This is a genomic window from Anoxybacillus dikiliensis, from assembly GCF_050613275.1.
Taxonomy (GTDB): Bacteria; Bacillota; Bacilli; order Bacillales; family Anoxybacillaceae; genus Anoxybacillus.
Map to the genome: position 1 here is coordinate 627,579 of NZ_CP187112.1, position 13,984 is coordinate 641,562.

Below are 13,984 nucleotides of genomic sequence, written 5' to 3' on the forward strand. Positions count from 1 at the left end.
CAGAAAAAGGAGTGTTGCATGTTGATGAGGCGATATACGTATTTTATTTTTGCACTACTTTTTATTTTATCTTCTTGCGCTCCTGCAAAATTATCATCGGGAAATGTACAAAAAGTTGGTTTGCTCGTTTCAGATACAATTGATGATCAAGTGTGGGGAACGAAAGGGTATAAAGGATTGCTTCGTATTCAAGCGAAGTTTGATGCAGAAGTGTTTTATCGCGAAGGGGTAAACTCAAAAGCAGCGACGGCACAGGCGGTGAAACAATTTCACCAAAAAGGAGTCCATTTAATTTTTGGTCATGGAAGCGAGTACGGGGAGTATTTTGATGACATCGCAGATCAATATCCGAACATTCATTTTGTGTTTTTTAACGGAGAGGCGAAAAAGAAAAATGTGACAAGTTTTCGTTTCGCAGGGCATGCGATGGGCTTTTTTGGGGGGATGGTGGCAGGACATATGACGAAAACGAACAAAATTGGCGTCATTGCCGCATTTGAATGGCAACCGGAAGTGGACGGTTTTTTTGAAGGGGCTTTACATGAGAACGAAAATGCGAATGTCGATGTGGAATATGTACAACATTGGGACGACGTGGATACGGCCATAGCCATTGCCGAACGAATGATTGCCGAAGGGGTGGATGTCATATATCCAGCCGGCGATAAATTTAGTGTACCGGTTATTGAAAAAATGAAAGAACACGGTCTTTATGCGATTGGTTACGTAACGGATCAAGCAGATTTAGGGGAACGAACTGTCCTAACGAGCACTGTCCAACATGTCGATGCGCTATATGAACTTGTGGCGAAAAAGTTCATCGATGGGGAATTAACGACTGGAACGACATATGTCGATTTTCAAGACGGTGTCGTCGAACTCGGAACGTTTAGCCCGCTTGTCGACAAACCGTTTCAACAAAAAATAAAGAAGGCGATTGAACGATATAAACAAACAGGAAAATTGCCGAATGAGTAGGGGGAGGGTGTGAATGAAAGAGGAATGAAAATAGTACATTACATGTTCGTAACGGTTTGTTACGTGTATCATTACGTATTCCGAGAGACAGCCTAGTTCGGTTGTCTCTCGTTTTTTATTCCCGCATTATTTAGAAAAAATGTTTATGTAAATATTTCACGAATGTGCATATACTATATAAACATTACGCAATCCGCAGTTTAACGCTGCGTATACGAAGACGCATGCGGGCTTGAAAATAAGCCCGCATTTTTTTTATTGCATGAAACGAAAAAAGAAAGTAAAATTAGTACCAAGTAATAAAGTTTGATAATAAAAGGAGACGATATTTCCGTGAGTGCAGGAATTATTGGAATTGGACGATATTTGCCGGAACGTATTGTGACAAATAAAGAATTAGAACAACGAATGGATACGTCAGATGAATGGATTCGGACGCGCACAGGGATTGAAGAGCGTCGTATTGCTTCAGACGATATAGATACGTCCGATATGGGTTATATCGCAGCGAAGCGCGCTCTTGATGATGCGGGCATTTCTCCTGAACAAATTGATCTCATTTTAGTGGCGACGGTGACGCCTGATCGCCCTTTTCCGTCCGTTGCATGTATGTTGCAAGAAAAGCTTGGAGCGGTGCATGCAGCCGCCCTTGACGTAAGTGCGGCATGTGCAGGGTTTATGTATGCGATGGTGACCGCGAAGCAGTTTATTGAAACAAATACGTACAAATACGTGCTTGTCGTTGGTGTAGAGAAATTATCAAAAATCGTCGATTGGAGCGATCGAAATACAGCGGTGCTGTTTGGAGACGGTGCAGGAGCAGTTGTCATGGGAAAAGTTTCAGAAGGTCGCGGCATCGTATCGTTTGAACTCGGGGCAGACGGTACGGGGGGGAAATATTTATATCAAGACGACCATATTGTCATGAACGGACGGGAAGTGTTTAAGTTTGCGGTGCGCCAAATGGGCGAGTCATGCATTCGCGTATTAGAAAAAGCAGGATTGACGAAAGCGGACGTCGATTTTTTAATTCCGCATCAAGCGAACATTCGCATTATGGAGGCTGCGCGCGAACGGCTCGAACTTCCTGTGGAGCGCATGTCGATTACAGTGAATAAATACGGAAATACATCCGCTGCTTCCATTCCGATTTCACTTGTAGAAGAAGTGGAAGCCGGACGCATTCAAGATGATGATCTCATCATTATGGTTGGCTTTGGCGGCGGATTAACGTGGGGCGCGATTGCATTGCGCTGGGGCAAATAACGATGGTATGATGAAACAAAGGAGTGATGAGTGGTGAAAAAAAGACGAGTCGTCGTCACGGGATTAGGGGCTGTCACACCGTTAGGAAATGATGTTGAAACGACATGGAAAAACATCGTTGCTGGACAATCCGGCATCGGTCCGCTCACACGGTTGAATGCGGACGATTTTCCTGCGAAAGTAGCAGCGGAAGTGAAAGATTTTCAAGTGGAACAATTTATCGATAAAAAAGAAGCGCGCAAAATGGACCGATTTACGCAATATGCGGTCGCTGCGTCAATGATGGCGGTCAAAGATGCTAGTTTACAAATTACAGAGGAAAACGCGACGCGCGTTGGTGTCTGGATCGGTTCAGGCATCGGTGGGATGGAAACGTACGAAGAACAGCTGAAGACGTTTTTAGAAAAAGGATATCGCCGCGTCAGCCCGTTTTTCGTTCCGATGATGATTCCGGATATGGCGGCAGGGCAAGTGTCGATTATGCTTGGAGCAAAAGGAATAAACTCATGTACCGTCACCGCTTGTGCGACAGGAACGAACTCGATTGGCGATGCGTTTAAAGTCATTGAACGTGGCGATGCCGATGTGATGATTACAGGTGGAACAGAAGCGCCAATTACACATATGGCGTTTGCCGGATTTAGCGCAGCGAAAGCGCTCTCGTTTAACCCAGACCCAAAAACAGCGTGCCGTCCGTTTGATCAACACCGCGACGGATTTATTATGGGCGAAGGGGCTGGCATTATTATTTTAGAAGAACTAGAACATGCGCTCGCACGCGGTGCGCGCATTTATGCTGAAATCGTTGGGTATGGTGCGACAGGTGATGCATATCATATTACAGCTCCAGCGCCGGGGGGAGAAGGCGGCGTGCGTGCGATGCGCCAAGCGCTTCATGATGCGAATATGCAGCCAGAGGACATCGACTACATTAATGCGCACGGAACGAGTACAGAGTATAACGATAAATACGAAACGATGGCGATTAAAGAAGTGTTTGGCGAACACGCATATAAATTAGCTGTAAGCTCGACGAAATCGATGACGGGACATTTGCTTGGCGCAGCCGGTGCAATCGAAGCCATTTTCTCCGTTTTATCCATTCACGACGGCGTCATTCCGCCAACGATTAATTACGAAACACCAGATCCGGAATGCGATTTAGATTACGTGCCAAACGTGGCTCGTAAACAAAATGTGCGTGCCGTATTAAGCAACTCGCTCGGCTTTGGTGGACATAATGCGACGATTATTTTCAAAAAATATGAAGGATGAGGTTCGCCTCATCCTTTTTCACATTTTCCTTTCGTTTATCGTACAATGCGATAACGAAAGGAGGGAATGTCATGGGAGTGATCAACACGAAACATTGGTTTGTGGACGATATGTGGCGAAAAAAAATAAAAGAGGACGTGCAACGTCATTTATTTACGCACGGCATGGCGCGGCATCACCAACATGATATGATGAAACAGCTCGCAGAAAAAAACGTATGGGCGTTTGTTGCGAAAAAGTTTGCGGAGCTAAAAAAAGAGTGGAACGGACCAGATGTGCCGATTTATATTTTCCCTGCGGATGCTACAAACCGTTCTCTACAACATGAATTTGGCGGAAAATCAGGCGTCGCTTTTCATGATCAGCTATTTTTATTTTTGCTTCCTCACGTATCGAACGAACATATTTATGCCCTCCTCATCCACGAATATAACCACGTTTGTCGTTTACATGCTGATCCGAAAGATGAGCGCGACTATACGCTTCTTGATCGCATCGTGATGGAAGGATTAGCAGAACATGCGGTGAAGGAGCGACTCGGAAGCGAATATGTCGCAACATGGACGACATATTATACAGAAAAACAACTAAATCAATGGATGAAAAAATGGGTGATCCCAAACCTCTCTACCCGGCCAGACGATGCTCGTTATCGTGCGCTTTTGTACGGTTCTTCCTTTTATCCGCGCATGCTCGGCTATGCGGTCGGCTATGCGGTTGTGAAGCGGGCGTTGGAAAAAAAGACGATGATTGAGCTACTCTCGATGAAAGCTGAAGAAATTTTTTTTACGTAACGCATCGTTTCAATGCTTGTTCATACATATAGTAGTGGACAAGGGGGACTGGCGTATGCGTTTCTTTTTTTATTTGCTTGGGTTTGGCATGTCGGTCATTGGTGGGACGACGATGATTGCGTATTTAAATATTATGGCATCCCGTTCAGACTGGAAAGAATATTTGTTGTTTATTAGCACGAAAGTAGAATGTTATTTTCTCCCGATCGGGTTGTTCATTACGTGGTTAAGCATTTTTTTTCCTTCACACGATGATGGTTAAATTTAGGGGGAAATGGAATAAAATGAGCAACCTCTGACCATACTGTGAACAAATCGTTCGAAGTGAGGGGTTATGCATGTTATATCTTCACGATGTTTGGGTGAATTGGTTTGAAGGGGAAGAAAACGGATATAACGTTTGCCACTTTTACGAGTGGAGAAAAGATGATGCGATTGAGTTGTTGGATCAAGTGCCAGTATTAAAAGTGAGCCCACAACTGTTTTATTACTTAGAAAATAGTTTATCGGAAATTCCGAAGGCGCTGCTTGAAGATGTACATCAAAAAGCGTATGTACGTAAAAATCATGAACGCATCCAGCTTGAATATTGTTTTATTGCGACAGATGGTTATGGGATTATTGCAATTGATACGATTGGTTACCATATCCCGATTCGAAAAAGCCGACTGATTCCGCGCCAAGAGCAGCTTGTGTACGACATGGTGAAAGAGCAAGATGTGCGCCTATATTCGTTTGAACAAAGTGAAAGAGAGTATCACATTTTATCGCCGCATCCGGCGCTGATGAGCGGGTTGACACGCAAAGAACGACAATTGAAGCAGCTATTATTTATGGCGCTCGACCAGCTGTATGGAACGAAAAATGCCGCTGAAGTGCGCTATTGGTATACGGAATGGGCGCCAGAAAAGTACGCATACATTCAACAAATGTCGTTTGAAGAAGCGTGGAACGGCTTGTACGAAGAAGCGAAATACGGTTGGTCCGAACGGCACGCTCATTTATGCGAGCGGCTCGTAAAAGGGCAGCCGTTTTTTGAAAAACTATGGGAAATGGAACAAGAACCGAAAGTCAATTAAAAACTCAGCTCGCGTGGAGCTGAGTTTTTATTTTCTTTTTCTTCCTAAACCAATGGCATTTTCCATTTTCTTTAACATTTTACTTGCGACGCGATTTGCTTTTTCGGCACCTTCGTCTAAAATATCGTCTAATTTCGTGCTTTCCATGAGCTCGTAATATTTTTCTTGAATTGGCATTAGGGCGTCAATAATGACTTGAGCGACATCGGCTTTAAACTCCCCGTACCCTTTTCCAGCGTATCGTTCTTCTAATTGCTCGATCGGTTCGTCCGCTAAAATAGAGTAAATCGTTAATAAGTTCGATACGCCTGGTTTATTTTCCTTATCGTAACGAATGACGCCTTCTGAATCGGTGACAGCACTTTTTACTTTTTTCTCGATCGTTTTCGCATCATCAAGTAACGTAATGTACGATTTTTGGTTCGGATCGGATTTACTCATTTTTTTCGTCGGATCAGTGAGCGACATAATGCGTGCCCCGATTTTCGGAATGCGCGCTTCTGGGATCGTGAAAATGTCGCCGTATCGTTTATTAAATCGCTCCGCTAAATCGCGTGTCAACTCAATATGTTGTTTTTGATCTTCACCGACAGGAACGATGTCTGTCGAGTAAAGTAAAATGTCGGCTGCCATAAGCGGCGGATACGTTAACAATCCGGCGCTGACCGCTTCTTTTCCGGCTGATTTATCTTTAAATTGCGTCATCCGCTCTAATTCGCCAATGTAGGCGATGCATTGCAAAATCCAGCCCGCTTGCGCATGCGCAGGCACTTCCGACTGAATAAATAACGTCGATTTGTTCGGATCAATGCCGACCGCTAAATAAAAGGCAGCTAAGCTGCGAATGTTTTTCCGAAGCGCTAGCCGATCTTGCGGGACGGTAATCGCATGTTGATCGACGATACAAAAATAGCAGTTGTAATCGTCTTGTAGTTCAACAAACTGTTTCATCGCTCCGATATAGTTGCCGAGCGTAATGACGCCGCTTGGTTGAATACCTGAAAAAATGGTCTTCATCGAATCACTCCTTTTCATTTTTTGACAATAAAAAAAGTCCTATCATCTTTAGGGACGATAGAACCGTGGTGCCACCCTAGTTATTGTCATTGCGACAATCACTTTGCCCATGCGTTACGCATGGCGCCTTTGTAACGGAAGGCAACCGTCCAAACCTACTCTCGTTTCAGCTTGAATGCTCGAAAGCCCATTCCATATAACTAGCGGCTTGTTCGCACCGTCCACAAGCTCTCTGAACGCCTCGTTATATGTACTATTCTTTGTCATCGCATCGGTTTTTTGAAACATTATATGACGTTTGCTTTTCCTTGTCAACGAACGTACGACAAAATGAGCGTGAGTAATGTAATGATTAAACCAGCGAAGAAAAACGGTGCTCCCCACTTTGTTCTCCCTTGATTGTCGTCTTGTTCATCGGCATCATCCATTTCAACAGGGGGGCGAAACAACCGTTTAAAACTAGAAATCGTCATATCGAAAAAACCTTTTTCATATATGAAACGAAATCCGCCAATAATAACAAGAGGTTGGGCGATGTAAAAAGAAATATTAATAAATGTGAGCCACCAATCGCTTGAAAAAAGTGCAACCGTTAGCGCAATGAAAAATACGAGAAAGCTTGTCACGACTGCTTTTTTCACCATTCATCCACCTTTCGCGCTTAATCGCTGTGAAGTATTATACTAAAAAAAGTGTAAATTTTCTATTTACAAACGAATAAAAAACAAATAAAATAGTCATCAAGCTGATTTTATCACATATGTTAAAAAACCTTACACTTAGTTAAAATGTTAGAAAATTTAAAAAAAGTTTTTAAAAAATCTTTTCAAATATATTAATTCGTTATATAATGTCCTTGTGTTTCAAATCTTCTGATAAATCAGAAGATGGAAATAAATACAATAAACAGATGAGGGGGAAACTCGCATGAAGAAAAAGTTATCCATCTTTTTCGCTCTTCTTCTTGCTCTGTCCACGTTTTTAGCAGCGTGTGGCAGCAAAGAAGAAGCGAAGCCTGCTGATGAAGGCAAACAACCAGCTCAAGAAGAGCCGGCAAAAGAGCAAGTATTGAACTTGCTTGAGTCATCAGAAATTCCTTCATTAGACTCTACGTTAGCGACTGACAGCGTGTCATTCCGCGTCATGAACAACGTATTTGAAGGGTTATACCGTTTAGACCAAAACAACGAGCCTACGCCAGGAATGGCTGAAAGCTATGAAGTAAGCGAAGATGGAAAAGTGTACACATTTAAACTTCGCGATGCAAAATGGTCAAACGGCGAGCCTGTAACGGCAAACGATTTCGTATATGCTTGGAGAAAAGCGCTTGATCCGAACACAGGTGCTGAGTATGCGTACATTATGTACGATATTAAAAACGCTGAAGAAGTCAATACAGGAAAAGTGCCTGTTGACCAATTAGGCGTCAAAGCAATTGACGAAAAAACGTTACAAGTTGAATTGAAAAACCCAATTCCATATTTCTTAAGCTTATTAGCGTTCCCAACATTCTATCCACAAAACGAGAAATTTGTGAAAGAACAAGGGGACAAATACGGTCTTGAAGCAAACACAACCATTTACAACGGTCCGTTCGTATTAAGCGAGTGGAAACATGAACAAAGCTTCCAATTAAAGAAAAACGAACAATATTGGGATGCACAAACAGTTAAACTTGAAACAATTAACTTTAACATCGTAAAAGATGTAGCGACAGGTGTAAACTTGTATGAAACAAACAAAGCAGACCGCGTCGGTTTAAGTGCAGAGTTTGTTGACAAATATAGCAGCGACAAAAACTTTAAAACAAAATCTGAACCAGTATTATTCTTCATTCGTATGAACCAAAAGAATGAAGTGTTGAAAAACGTAAACGCTCGTAAAGCGATCGCGATGGGCTTCGATAAAGAAGCGATGGTTGCGACAATTTTAAACAACGGTTCAAAAGCAGCGAACTACTTCGTTCCAGAAGGATTTGTTACAGGTCCGAACGGAAAAGACTTCCGTGAAGAAAATGGCGACTTAGTGAAATTCAACGCTGAAGAAGCGAAAAAATATTGGGAACAAGCGAAAAAAGAGCTTGGCAAAGACAAAGTTACGCTTGAATTGTTAAACTACGATTCTGAAAGTGCGAAGAAAATTGGTGAGTTCTTAAAAGAGCAACTTGAAACAAACTTACCAGGATTAACAGTAAACATTAAACAACAACCATTTAAGCAAAAACTTGATCTTGAAAGCAAAATGCAATATGAGTTATCATTTGCTGGTTGGGGTCCAGACTATCAAGATCCAATGACATTCATCGACATGTTTGTCACAAACGGTGCTCACAACCAAACTGGTTGGTCAAATGCGGAGTACGACAAACTTGTGCAAGATGCGAAAACAACGCTTCTTTCTGACTTACAAGCTCGTTGGGATGCAATGGTAAAAGCTGAGAAAATCTTGTTAGATGAGGCAGTTATCGCGCCAATGTATCAACGTGGTGCAGCGTACTTAGAGCGTGAATACGTGAAAGGTATCGTTGATCATCCATTCGGTCCAGACAACAGCTACAAGTGGGCTTATATCGAGTAATCAAAAAGAAAGGAGAGTATATGTGCGAGAGCATATACTCTCCTTTTGCCTGCTAATCAGTAAAATTTCAAAAAGTTTTTAATTTTGTAAGGAGGTGTGCAATATGGCACGATATACGTTACAACGGCTTATTTATATGTTCATTACACTATTCATTATTGCAACAGCCACGTTCTTTTTAATGAAGCTTCTCCCAGGTTCCCCTCTGCAAAATCAAGAGAAGCTATCACCGGAACAACAACAAATCATTTTAGAAAAATACGGATTGAATGATCCGGTGCCAGTTCAATACATTCGCTATTTAGGTAATTTAGCAAAAGGTGATTTAGGGGTTTCTTTCCAATACGATAACCGCCCGGTCACACAACTGATTGGCGACCGCATTGGTCCATCTGCACAACTCGGTTTTCAAGCGCTTGTATTCGGGACAATTGTTGGTATTTTGCTCGGTGTGATCGCTGCTGTTCGTCACAACACAGCGGTTGACTATGGAGCGACGGTGTTAGCTGTTTTAGGTATTTCCATTCCATCATTTGTATTCGGTGGATTGTTGCAATATTACATCGGTGTAAAATTAAAATTACTTCCTGTTGCGTTTTGGGACGGTTTTGAGTACACGATCATGCCAACGCTAGCGTTATCCGTATTCGTTATCGCGAGCATCGCGCGCTTTATGCGTACAGAAATGTTAGAAGTGCTCGGTTCGGACTATATTTTAACGGCGCGTGCAAAAGGAATTAGCGGCTTTGGCGTCATTTTTAAGCATGGATTGCGAAATGCAATGATTCCAATTATTACAATTCTTGGTCCGATGGCTGTAAACTTAATGACAGGAACGCTTGTTATTGAGCAAATTTTTGCAGTTCCTGGATTAGGGGAGCAGTTCGTTCGTTCCATTAACTTAAATGATTATCCGGTCATTATGGGTACGACTATTTTCTATAGTGCGTTATTTATTTTTGTTATTTTTATTGTGGACGTGCTTTACGGCTTAATTGATCCGCGAATTCGTTTAGCGGGAGGGAAAAAATAATGACAGAAAAGCAATTATCTCCTGAGTTGTTTGAGCTAGCGACAGAGCGTCAAGGTGATATGGAAAAAATTAATCGTCCAAGCTTGACGTTTTTACAAGACGCTTGGCTTCGACTAAGAAAAAATAAAGGTGCTGTTTTCGGACTAATCATGATTATTGTCATCACGTTGATGGCTATTTTTGCACCGATCATGAGCGATCGTACGTACAAACAGCAAAATTTAAGTCATGCGAAATTACCACCGCGCATTCCGGTGTTAGAACATATTGATTGGCTTCCGTTTAACGGAAAAGATATGAACGGCATTGACGTATACGAAAAACGTGGTGTAAAAGAGTACTATTGGTTTGGAACTGATGACCTCGGTCGCGATTTATGGACGCGTACGTGGTATGGTGCCCGTATTTCCCTATATATTGGGGTGTTAGCGGCAGCCATTGACTTATTAATTGGAATTATTTACGGTGGTGTGTCCGGTTTTTACGGAGGGCGCGTCGACAATGTGATGCAGCGCATCATTGAAGTGCTCGTCGGTATTCCAAACTTAATTGTTGTCATCTTATTTATTCTCGTATTTGAACCGGGAATTATTTCGATTACGATGGCGATGGTTATTACCGGTTGGGTGACGATGGCACGTATTGTGCGCGGACAAATTTTAAAGCTAAAAAATATGGAATACGTATTAGCAGCGCGTACGCTCGGGGCATCTGATGCACGGATTATCGGCAAACATTTGCTCCCGAACGTCGTCGGTCCAATTATTATTACGACGATGTTTACAATTCCGAGCGCCATTTTCACAGAGGCGTTTTTAAGTTTTATCGGACTTGGTATTCGTCCTCCTGAAGCGTCGCTCGGTTCCCTTGTAAATGACGGTTATAAGTCGATCCAAACTTATCCACATTTAATGATGATTCCAGCGTTTGTGATCAGCTTGCTTATTTTAAGCTTTAACTTATTAGCAGACGGTTTGCGCGATGCGCTTGATCCGAAAATGCGTAAATAGAGGAGGTGGAACAATGGAGAAGGTACTAGAGGTAAAAGATTTGCATATTTCGTTTGATGTGTACGGTGGAGAAGTACAAGCTGTACGAGGTGTATCGTTTGACTTGTACAAAGGAGAAACGCTTGCGATCGTTGGGGAGTCTGGTTCAGGAAAATCGGTGACATCAAAAGCGCTCATGCGTCTACTCCCAATGCCGCCAGCAAAAATTAAGCAAGGTCAAATTTTATTAGAAGGACGCGATTTGACAAAGCTATCGGAAAAAGAAATGCAACGTGTGCGTGGGGCAGAAATTTCAATGATTTTCCAAGACCCGATGACAGCGTTAAACCCAACGATGACGATTGGAAAACAAATTACAGAAGTATTGTTAAAACATCAACAAATGACAAAAGCGGAGGCGAAAGCGCGCGCCATTGAATTGCTTGACCTTGTCGGCATTAAAGAGCCAGCGCTTCGTTTTAAACAATATCCGCATCAATTATCAGGCGGTATGCGCCAACGAATCGTCATTGCGATCGCGCTCGCGTGCAATCCAAAAGTGTTAATTGCGGACGAGCCGACAACTGCGCTAGACGTGACGATTCAAGCACAAATTTTAGAGCTCATTAAAGACATTCAAAAAAAGACAGGCACGTCGATTATATTCATTACCCATGATTTAGGTGTTGTCGCAAATGTGGCGGATCGTGTGGCAGTCATGTATGCGGGGAAAATTGTAGAGAAAGGAACAGTCGATGAAATTTTCTACAATCCGAAACATCCGTATACGTGGGGGTTGCTTGCGTCGATGCCAAGCTTAGAGCACGGAGATGAAGAATTGTACTCTATTCCAGGAACGCCACCAGACTTATTAAATCCGCCAAAAGGCGATGCGTTCGCGCCTCGTAATGCATATGCGTTAAAAATTGATTACGAAATGGAGCCGCCGATGTTTCAAGTGTCTGATACGCACTATGCCGCAACATGGTTGCTTCACCCGAACGCACCGAAAGTCGAACCTCCGAAAGTCGTTCGTGAACGGATGAAAAAGTTCGAAGCATTAACGAAAGATCGAGGAGGGGAGAAGCGATGAACAAACTTGTCGAAGTGAAAAACTTAAAACAATATTTTAAAGTCGGTAAAGGTCAAGTCGTTAAAGCGGTTGACGATGTGACGTTCGATATTTATAAAGGAGAAACGCTCGGTCTCGTTGGCGAATCGGGTTGCGGAAAGTCAACGACAGGACGCACGATTATTGGGCTATATGAGGCAACAGGCGGAGAAGTGTTGTTTAACGGGAAAAGTGTGCATCGGAAAAAATCAGCGAAAGAAGCGAAAGAATTAAAACGGAAAATGCAAATGATTTTCCAAGACCCGTATGCGTCATTAAACCCGCGGATGACTGTTGCCGATATTATTGCCGAAGGAATCGATATTCACGGATTGGCAAAGTCGAAAGAAGAGCGCATGAACCGCGTATATGAACTGCTTGAGACGGTCGGATTGAACCGTGAACATGCGAACCGTTATCCGCATGAGTTTTCAGGCGGTCAGCGTCAACGGATCGGTATTGCGCGCGCGCTTGCGGTTGAACCAGAGTTTATTATTGCCGATGAGCCCATTTCGGCGTTAGACGTATCGATTCAAGCGCAAGTCGTCAACTTAATGAAAAAGTTGCAGCGTGAAAAAGGATTAACGTATTTATTTATCGCGCACGACTTGTCGATGGTCAAATACATTAGCGACCGAATTGGCGTCATGTATTTCGGAAAAATGGTTGAGCTTGCGGATGCGGAAGAATTGTATCGCAACCCGATTCATCCGTATACGAAGTCGCTTTTATCTGCGATCCCGCATCCAGATCCAGAAACAGAGCGGACGCGTAAACGGATCATTTACGACCCGTCTCAACATAATTATAAAGAAGGCGAAGACGTACGCATGCGCGAAATTACGCCAGGTCATTTCGTTTACTGCTCTGAAGCAGAGTACGAAACATATAAGGCGATGTACAGCTAATCTCTCGTTCGAGAGATTAGCTTTTTTCGTTTGATGCACTAAAGTATTATACAATATTTTGATTCATTTGACTATTTTGTTTTTTAAAAAAAGCTCCGAGATTATCTCGAAGCTTTTTTTCCGCCAACTGTCTTCCAGCCGGTTTGAATATGATCACTCATCGCTGTATGTAATCGTTTTTTTCGTCCGCCAAATATGTTTTCACCGATGCCGTTTAAAATGACGCCCATAAGCGCTGTGATACCGATGACTAAAATGGCAACAATCGTAAAGTCAATAAAAAATTGCACCATGTCATTTCCCCCTCTGTTTGCCATGTCTATTTTTATTGTAGAGAAAATTTCAAATGAAAGCAACGAAAAATGAAACCGTTCGTATTGGACAACCGTATAAATATGTGTGGAAGTTAAAAAAGTTGTATCTTTCTAAACTTTTTTGTTGTATAATGTACGTTGTAGAGTTTTTTAAAGTCATTTTAAAATAAGATGTGTTTTAATACAGAAATGTATTCCAGTAACCCATTTTTAAGGGAGTGATATATATGGTTATCGTGTATTCATCGCCAAGTTGCACGTCTTGCCGAAAAGCGAAAGCATGGTTAGAAGAACATCACATTCCGTATAAAGAGCGCAACATTTTTGCGGAACCGTTAACGATTGAAGAAATTAAAAGCATTTTGCGCATGACAGAAAACGGAACGGACGAAATTATTTCAACAAGATCAAAAATTTTTCAAAAGCTAAACATTCAAGTTGATTCATTGCCGTTACAAGATTTATATGAAATTATTCGCCAACATCCAGGACTGTTGCGTCGTCCGATCATTATGGACGAGAAGCGTCTGCAAGTTGGATACAACGAAGATGAAATTCGCCGATTTTTACCGAGAAAAGTGCGCACGTATCAGCTGCGCCAAGCACAGCAGCTCGTCAATAGCAAAGGCTTAGCGTAACATAC

At 42.5% G+C, this 13,984-nt stretch carries 15 protein-coding genes and 1 other annotated feature; of the genes, 12 read left to right on the top strand and 3 right to left on the bottom strand.

Going from position 1 to position 13,984, the window contains the following annotated elements; all coding sequences use genetic code 11:
- Window positions 1-18: 18 nt before the first annotated feature.
- From ACPF7I_RS03360 to ACPF7I_RS03385, 6 genes are all read left to right on the top strand, one after another.
- Entirely contained in the window at window positions 19-978 is a 960-nt protein-coding gene (locus tag ACPF7I_RS03360; RefSeq protein ID WP_430744834.1) for a BMP family ABC transporter substrate-binding protein, read from the top strand.
- Between the two features lie 333 nt (window positions 979-1,311).
- Window positions 1,312-2,244, top strand: coding sequence for a beta-ketoacyl-ACP synthase III (locus ACPF7I_RS03365; RefSeq protein WP_430744833.1), 933 nt, complete (start codon window positions 1,312-1,314; stop codon window positions 2,242-2,244).
- A 33-nt stretch (window positions 2,245-2,277) separates the two neighbouring features.
- Window positions 2,278-3,519: a beta-ketoacyl-ACP synthase II gene (gene fabF, locus ACPF7I_RS03370; protein WP_430744831.1), complete on the top strand. Its 1,242-nt coding sequence runs from the start codon at window positions 2,278-2,280 to the stop codon at window positions 3,517-3,519.
- Window positions 3,520-3,590: 71 nt separating this feature from the next.
- Window positions 3,591-4,313 carry a DUF2268 domain-containing protein gene (locus tag ACPF7I_RS03375; RefSeq protein WP_430744829.1) on the top strand — a complete coding sequence of 241 codons (723 nt, stop codon included), beginning with the start codon at window positions 3,591-3,593 and terminating at the stop codon, window positions 4,311-4,313.
- A 55-nt stretch (window positions 4,314-4,368) separates the two neighbouring features.
- Window positions 4,369-4,575, top strand: a complete 207-nt coding sequence (locus ACPF7I_RS03380) for a hypothetical protein (protein ID WP_171334708.1) — start codon at window positions 4,369-4,371, stop codon at window positions 4,573-4,575.
- Window positions 4,576-4,651: 76 nt separating this feature from the next.
- A complete protein-coding gene (locus tag ACPF7I_RS03385) occupies window positions 4,652-5,392 on the top strand; it encodes a YjbA family protein (RefSeq protein ID WP_430744827.1) in 741 nt (246 codons plus the stop codon).
- A 27-nt stretch (window positions 5,393-5,419) separates the two neighbouring features.
- Here the strand turns inward: ACPF7I_RS03385 and trpS are convergent, their stop codons facing one another.
- Window positions 5,420-6,409, bottom strand: coding sequence for a tryptophan--tRNA ligase (trpS, locus tag ACPF7I_RS03390; protein WP_430744826.1), 990 nt, complete (start codon window positions 6,407-6,409; stop codon window positions 5,420-5,422).
- A 47-nt stretch (window positions 6,410-6,456) separates the two neighbouring features.
- Window positions 6,457-6,685, bottom strand: a binding site (T-box leader).
- A gap of 35 nt (window positions 6,686-6,720) precedes the next feature.
- The gene (locus ACPF7I_RS03395; protein WP_430744824.1) at window positions 6,721-7,053 is read right to left on the bottom strand and encodes a DUF3899 domain-containing protein; all 333 of its coding nucleotides are present in this window, start codon (window positions 7,051-7,053) and stop codon (window positions 6,721-6,723) included.
- A 283-nt stretch (window positions 7,054-7,336) separates the two neighbouring features.
- Between ACPF7I_RS03395 and ACPF7I_RS03400 the strand changes: the two genes are divergently transcribed.
- From ACPF7I_RS03400 to ACPF7I_RS03420, 5 genes are all read left to right on the top strand, one after another.
- Complete coding sequence (locus ACPF7I_RS03400; protein WP_430744823.1) at window positions 7,337-8,986, top strand: peptide ABC transporter substrate-binding protein; 1,650 nt, start codon at window positions 7,337-7,339, stop codon at window positions 8,984-8,986.
- A 103-nt stretch (window positions 8,987-9,089) separates the two neighbouring features.
- Window positions 9,090-10,019 carry an oligopeptide ABC transporter permease gene (gene opp3b / locus ACPF7I_RS03405; protein WP_430744821.1) on the top strand — a complete coding sequence of 310 codons (930 nt, stop codon included), beginning with the start codon at window positions 9,090-9,092 and terminating at the stop codon, window positions 10,017-10,019.
- Window positions 10,019-11,029 carry an oligopeptide ABC transporter permease gene (gene opp3C / locus ACPF7I_RS03410; protein ID WP_430744820.1) on the top strand — a complete coding sequence of 337 codons (1,011 nt, stop codon included), beginning with the start codon at window positions 10,019-10,021 and terminating at the stop codon, window positions 11,027-11,029. Before opp3b ends, opp3C begins: the two co-directional genes overlap by 1 nt.
- Before the next feature lie 13 nt (window positions 11,030-11,042).
- Window positions 11,043-12,101, top strand: a complete 1,059-nt coding sequence (locus tag ACPF7I_RS03415; protein ID WP_219985538.1) for an ABC transporter ATP-binding protein — start codon at window positions 11,043-11,045, stop codon at window positions 12,099-12,101.
- Window positions 12,098-13,027: an ABC transporter ATP-binding protein gene (locus ACPF7I_RS03420; RefSeq protein ID WP_430744818.1), complete on the top strand. Its 930-nt coding sequence runs from the start codon at window positions 12,098-12,100 to the stop codon at window positions 13,025-13,027. Before ACPF7I_RS03415 ends, ACPF7I_RS03420 begins: the two co-directional genes overlap by 4 nt.
- Before the next feature lie 101 nt (window positions 13,028-13,128).
- Here ACPF7I_RS03420 and ACPF7I_RS03425 read toward each other — a convergent pair whose 3' ends face one another.
- Window positions 13,129-13,320, bottom strand: a complete 192-nt coding sequence (locus ACPF7I_RS03425) for a hypothetical protein (RefSeq protein WP_430744816.1) — start codon at window positions 13,318-13,320, stop codon at window positions 13,129-13,131.
- A 248-nt stretch (window positions 13,321-13,568) separates the two neighbouring features.
- Here ACPF7I_RS03425 and spxA point away from each other — a divergent pair, with 248 nt between their 5' ends.
- Entirely contained in the window at window positions 13,569-13,979 is a 411-nt protein-coding gene (gene spxA / locus ACPF7I_RS03430; protein WP_430744814.1) for a transcriptional regulator SpxA, read from the top strand.
- Window positions 13,980-13,984 lie beyond the last annotated feature (5 nt).

Excerpts from the sequence above, each read along its gene's own strand:
- ACPF7I_RS03360 (WP_430744834.1), top strand. The coding sequence starts at position 19 with ATGTTGATGAGGCGATATACGTATTTTATTTTTGCACTACTTTTTATT.
- ACPF7I_RS03375 (WP_430744829.1), top strand. The coding sequence starts at position 3,591 with ATGGGAGTGATCAACACGAAACATTGGTTTGTGGACGATATGTGGCGA.
- ACPF7I_RS03380 (WP_171334708.1), top strand. The coding sequence starts at position 4,369 with ATGCGTTTCTTTTTTTATTTGCTTGGGTTTGGCATGTCGGTCATTGGT.
- ACPF7I_RS03385 (WP_430744827.1), top strand. The coding sequence starts at position 4,652 with ATGTTATATCTTCACGATGTTTGGGTGAATTGGTTTGAAGGGGAAGAA.
- trpS (WP_430744826.1), bottom strand. The coding sequence starts at position 6,409 with ATGAAGACCATTTTTTCAGGTATTCAACCAAGCGGCGTCATTACGCTC.
- ACPF7I_RS03395 (WP_430744824.1), bottom strand. The coding sequence starts at position 7,053 with ATGGTGAAAAAAGCAGTCGTGACAAGCTTTCTCGTATTTTTCATTGCG.
- ACPF7I_RS03400 (WP_430744823.1), top strand. The coding sequence starts at position 7,337 with ATGAAGAAAAAGTTATCCATCTTTTTCGCTCTTCTTCTTGCTCTGTCC.
- opp3b (WP_430744821.1), top strand. The coding sequence starts at position 9,090 with ATGGCACGATATACGTTACAACGGCTTATTTATATGTTCATTACACTA.
- opp3C (WP_430744820.1), top strand. The coding sequence starts at position 10,019 with ATGACAGAAAAGCAATTATCTCCTGAGTTGTTTGAGCTAGCGACAGAG.
- ACPF7I_RS03415 (WP_219985538.1), top strand. The coding sequence starts at position 11,043 with ATGGAGAAGGTACTAGAGGTAAAAGATTTGCATATTTCGTTTGATGTG.
- ACPF7I_RS03420 (WP_430744818.1), top strand. The coding sequence starts at position 12,098 with ATGAACAAACTTGTCGAAGTGAAAAACTTAAAACAATATTTTAAAGTC.
- ACPF7I_RS03425 (WP_430744816.1), bottom strand. The coding sequence starts at position 13,320 with ATGGTGCAATTTTTTATTGACTTTACGATTGTTGCCATTTTAGTCATC.
- spxA (WP_430744814.1), top strand. The coding sequence starts at position 13,569 with ATGGTTATCGTGTATTCATCGCCAAGTTGCACGTCTTGCCGAAAAGCG.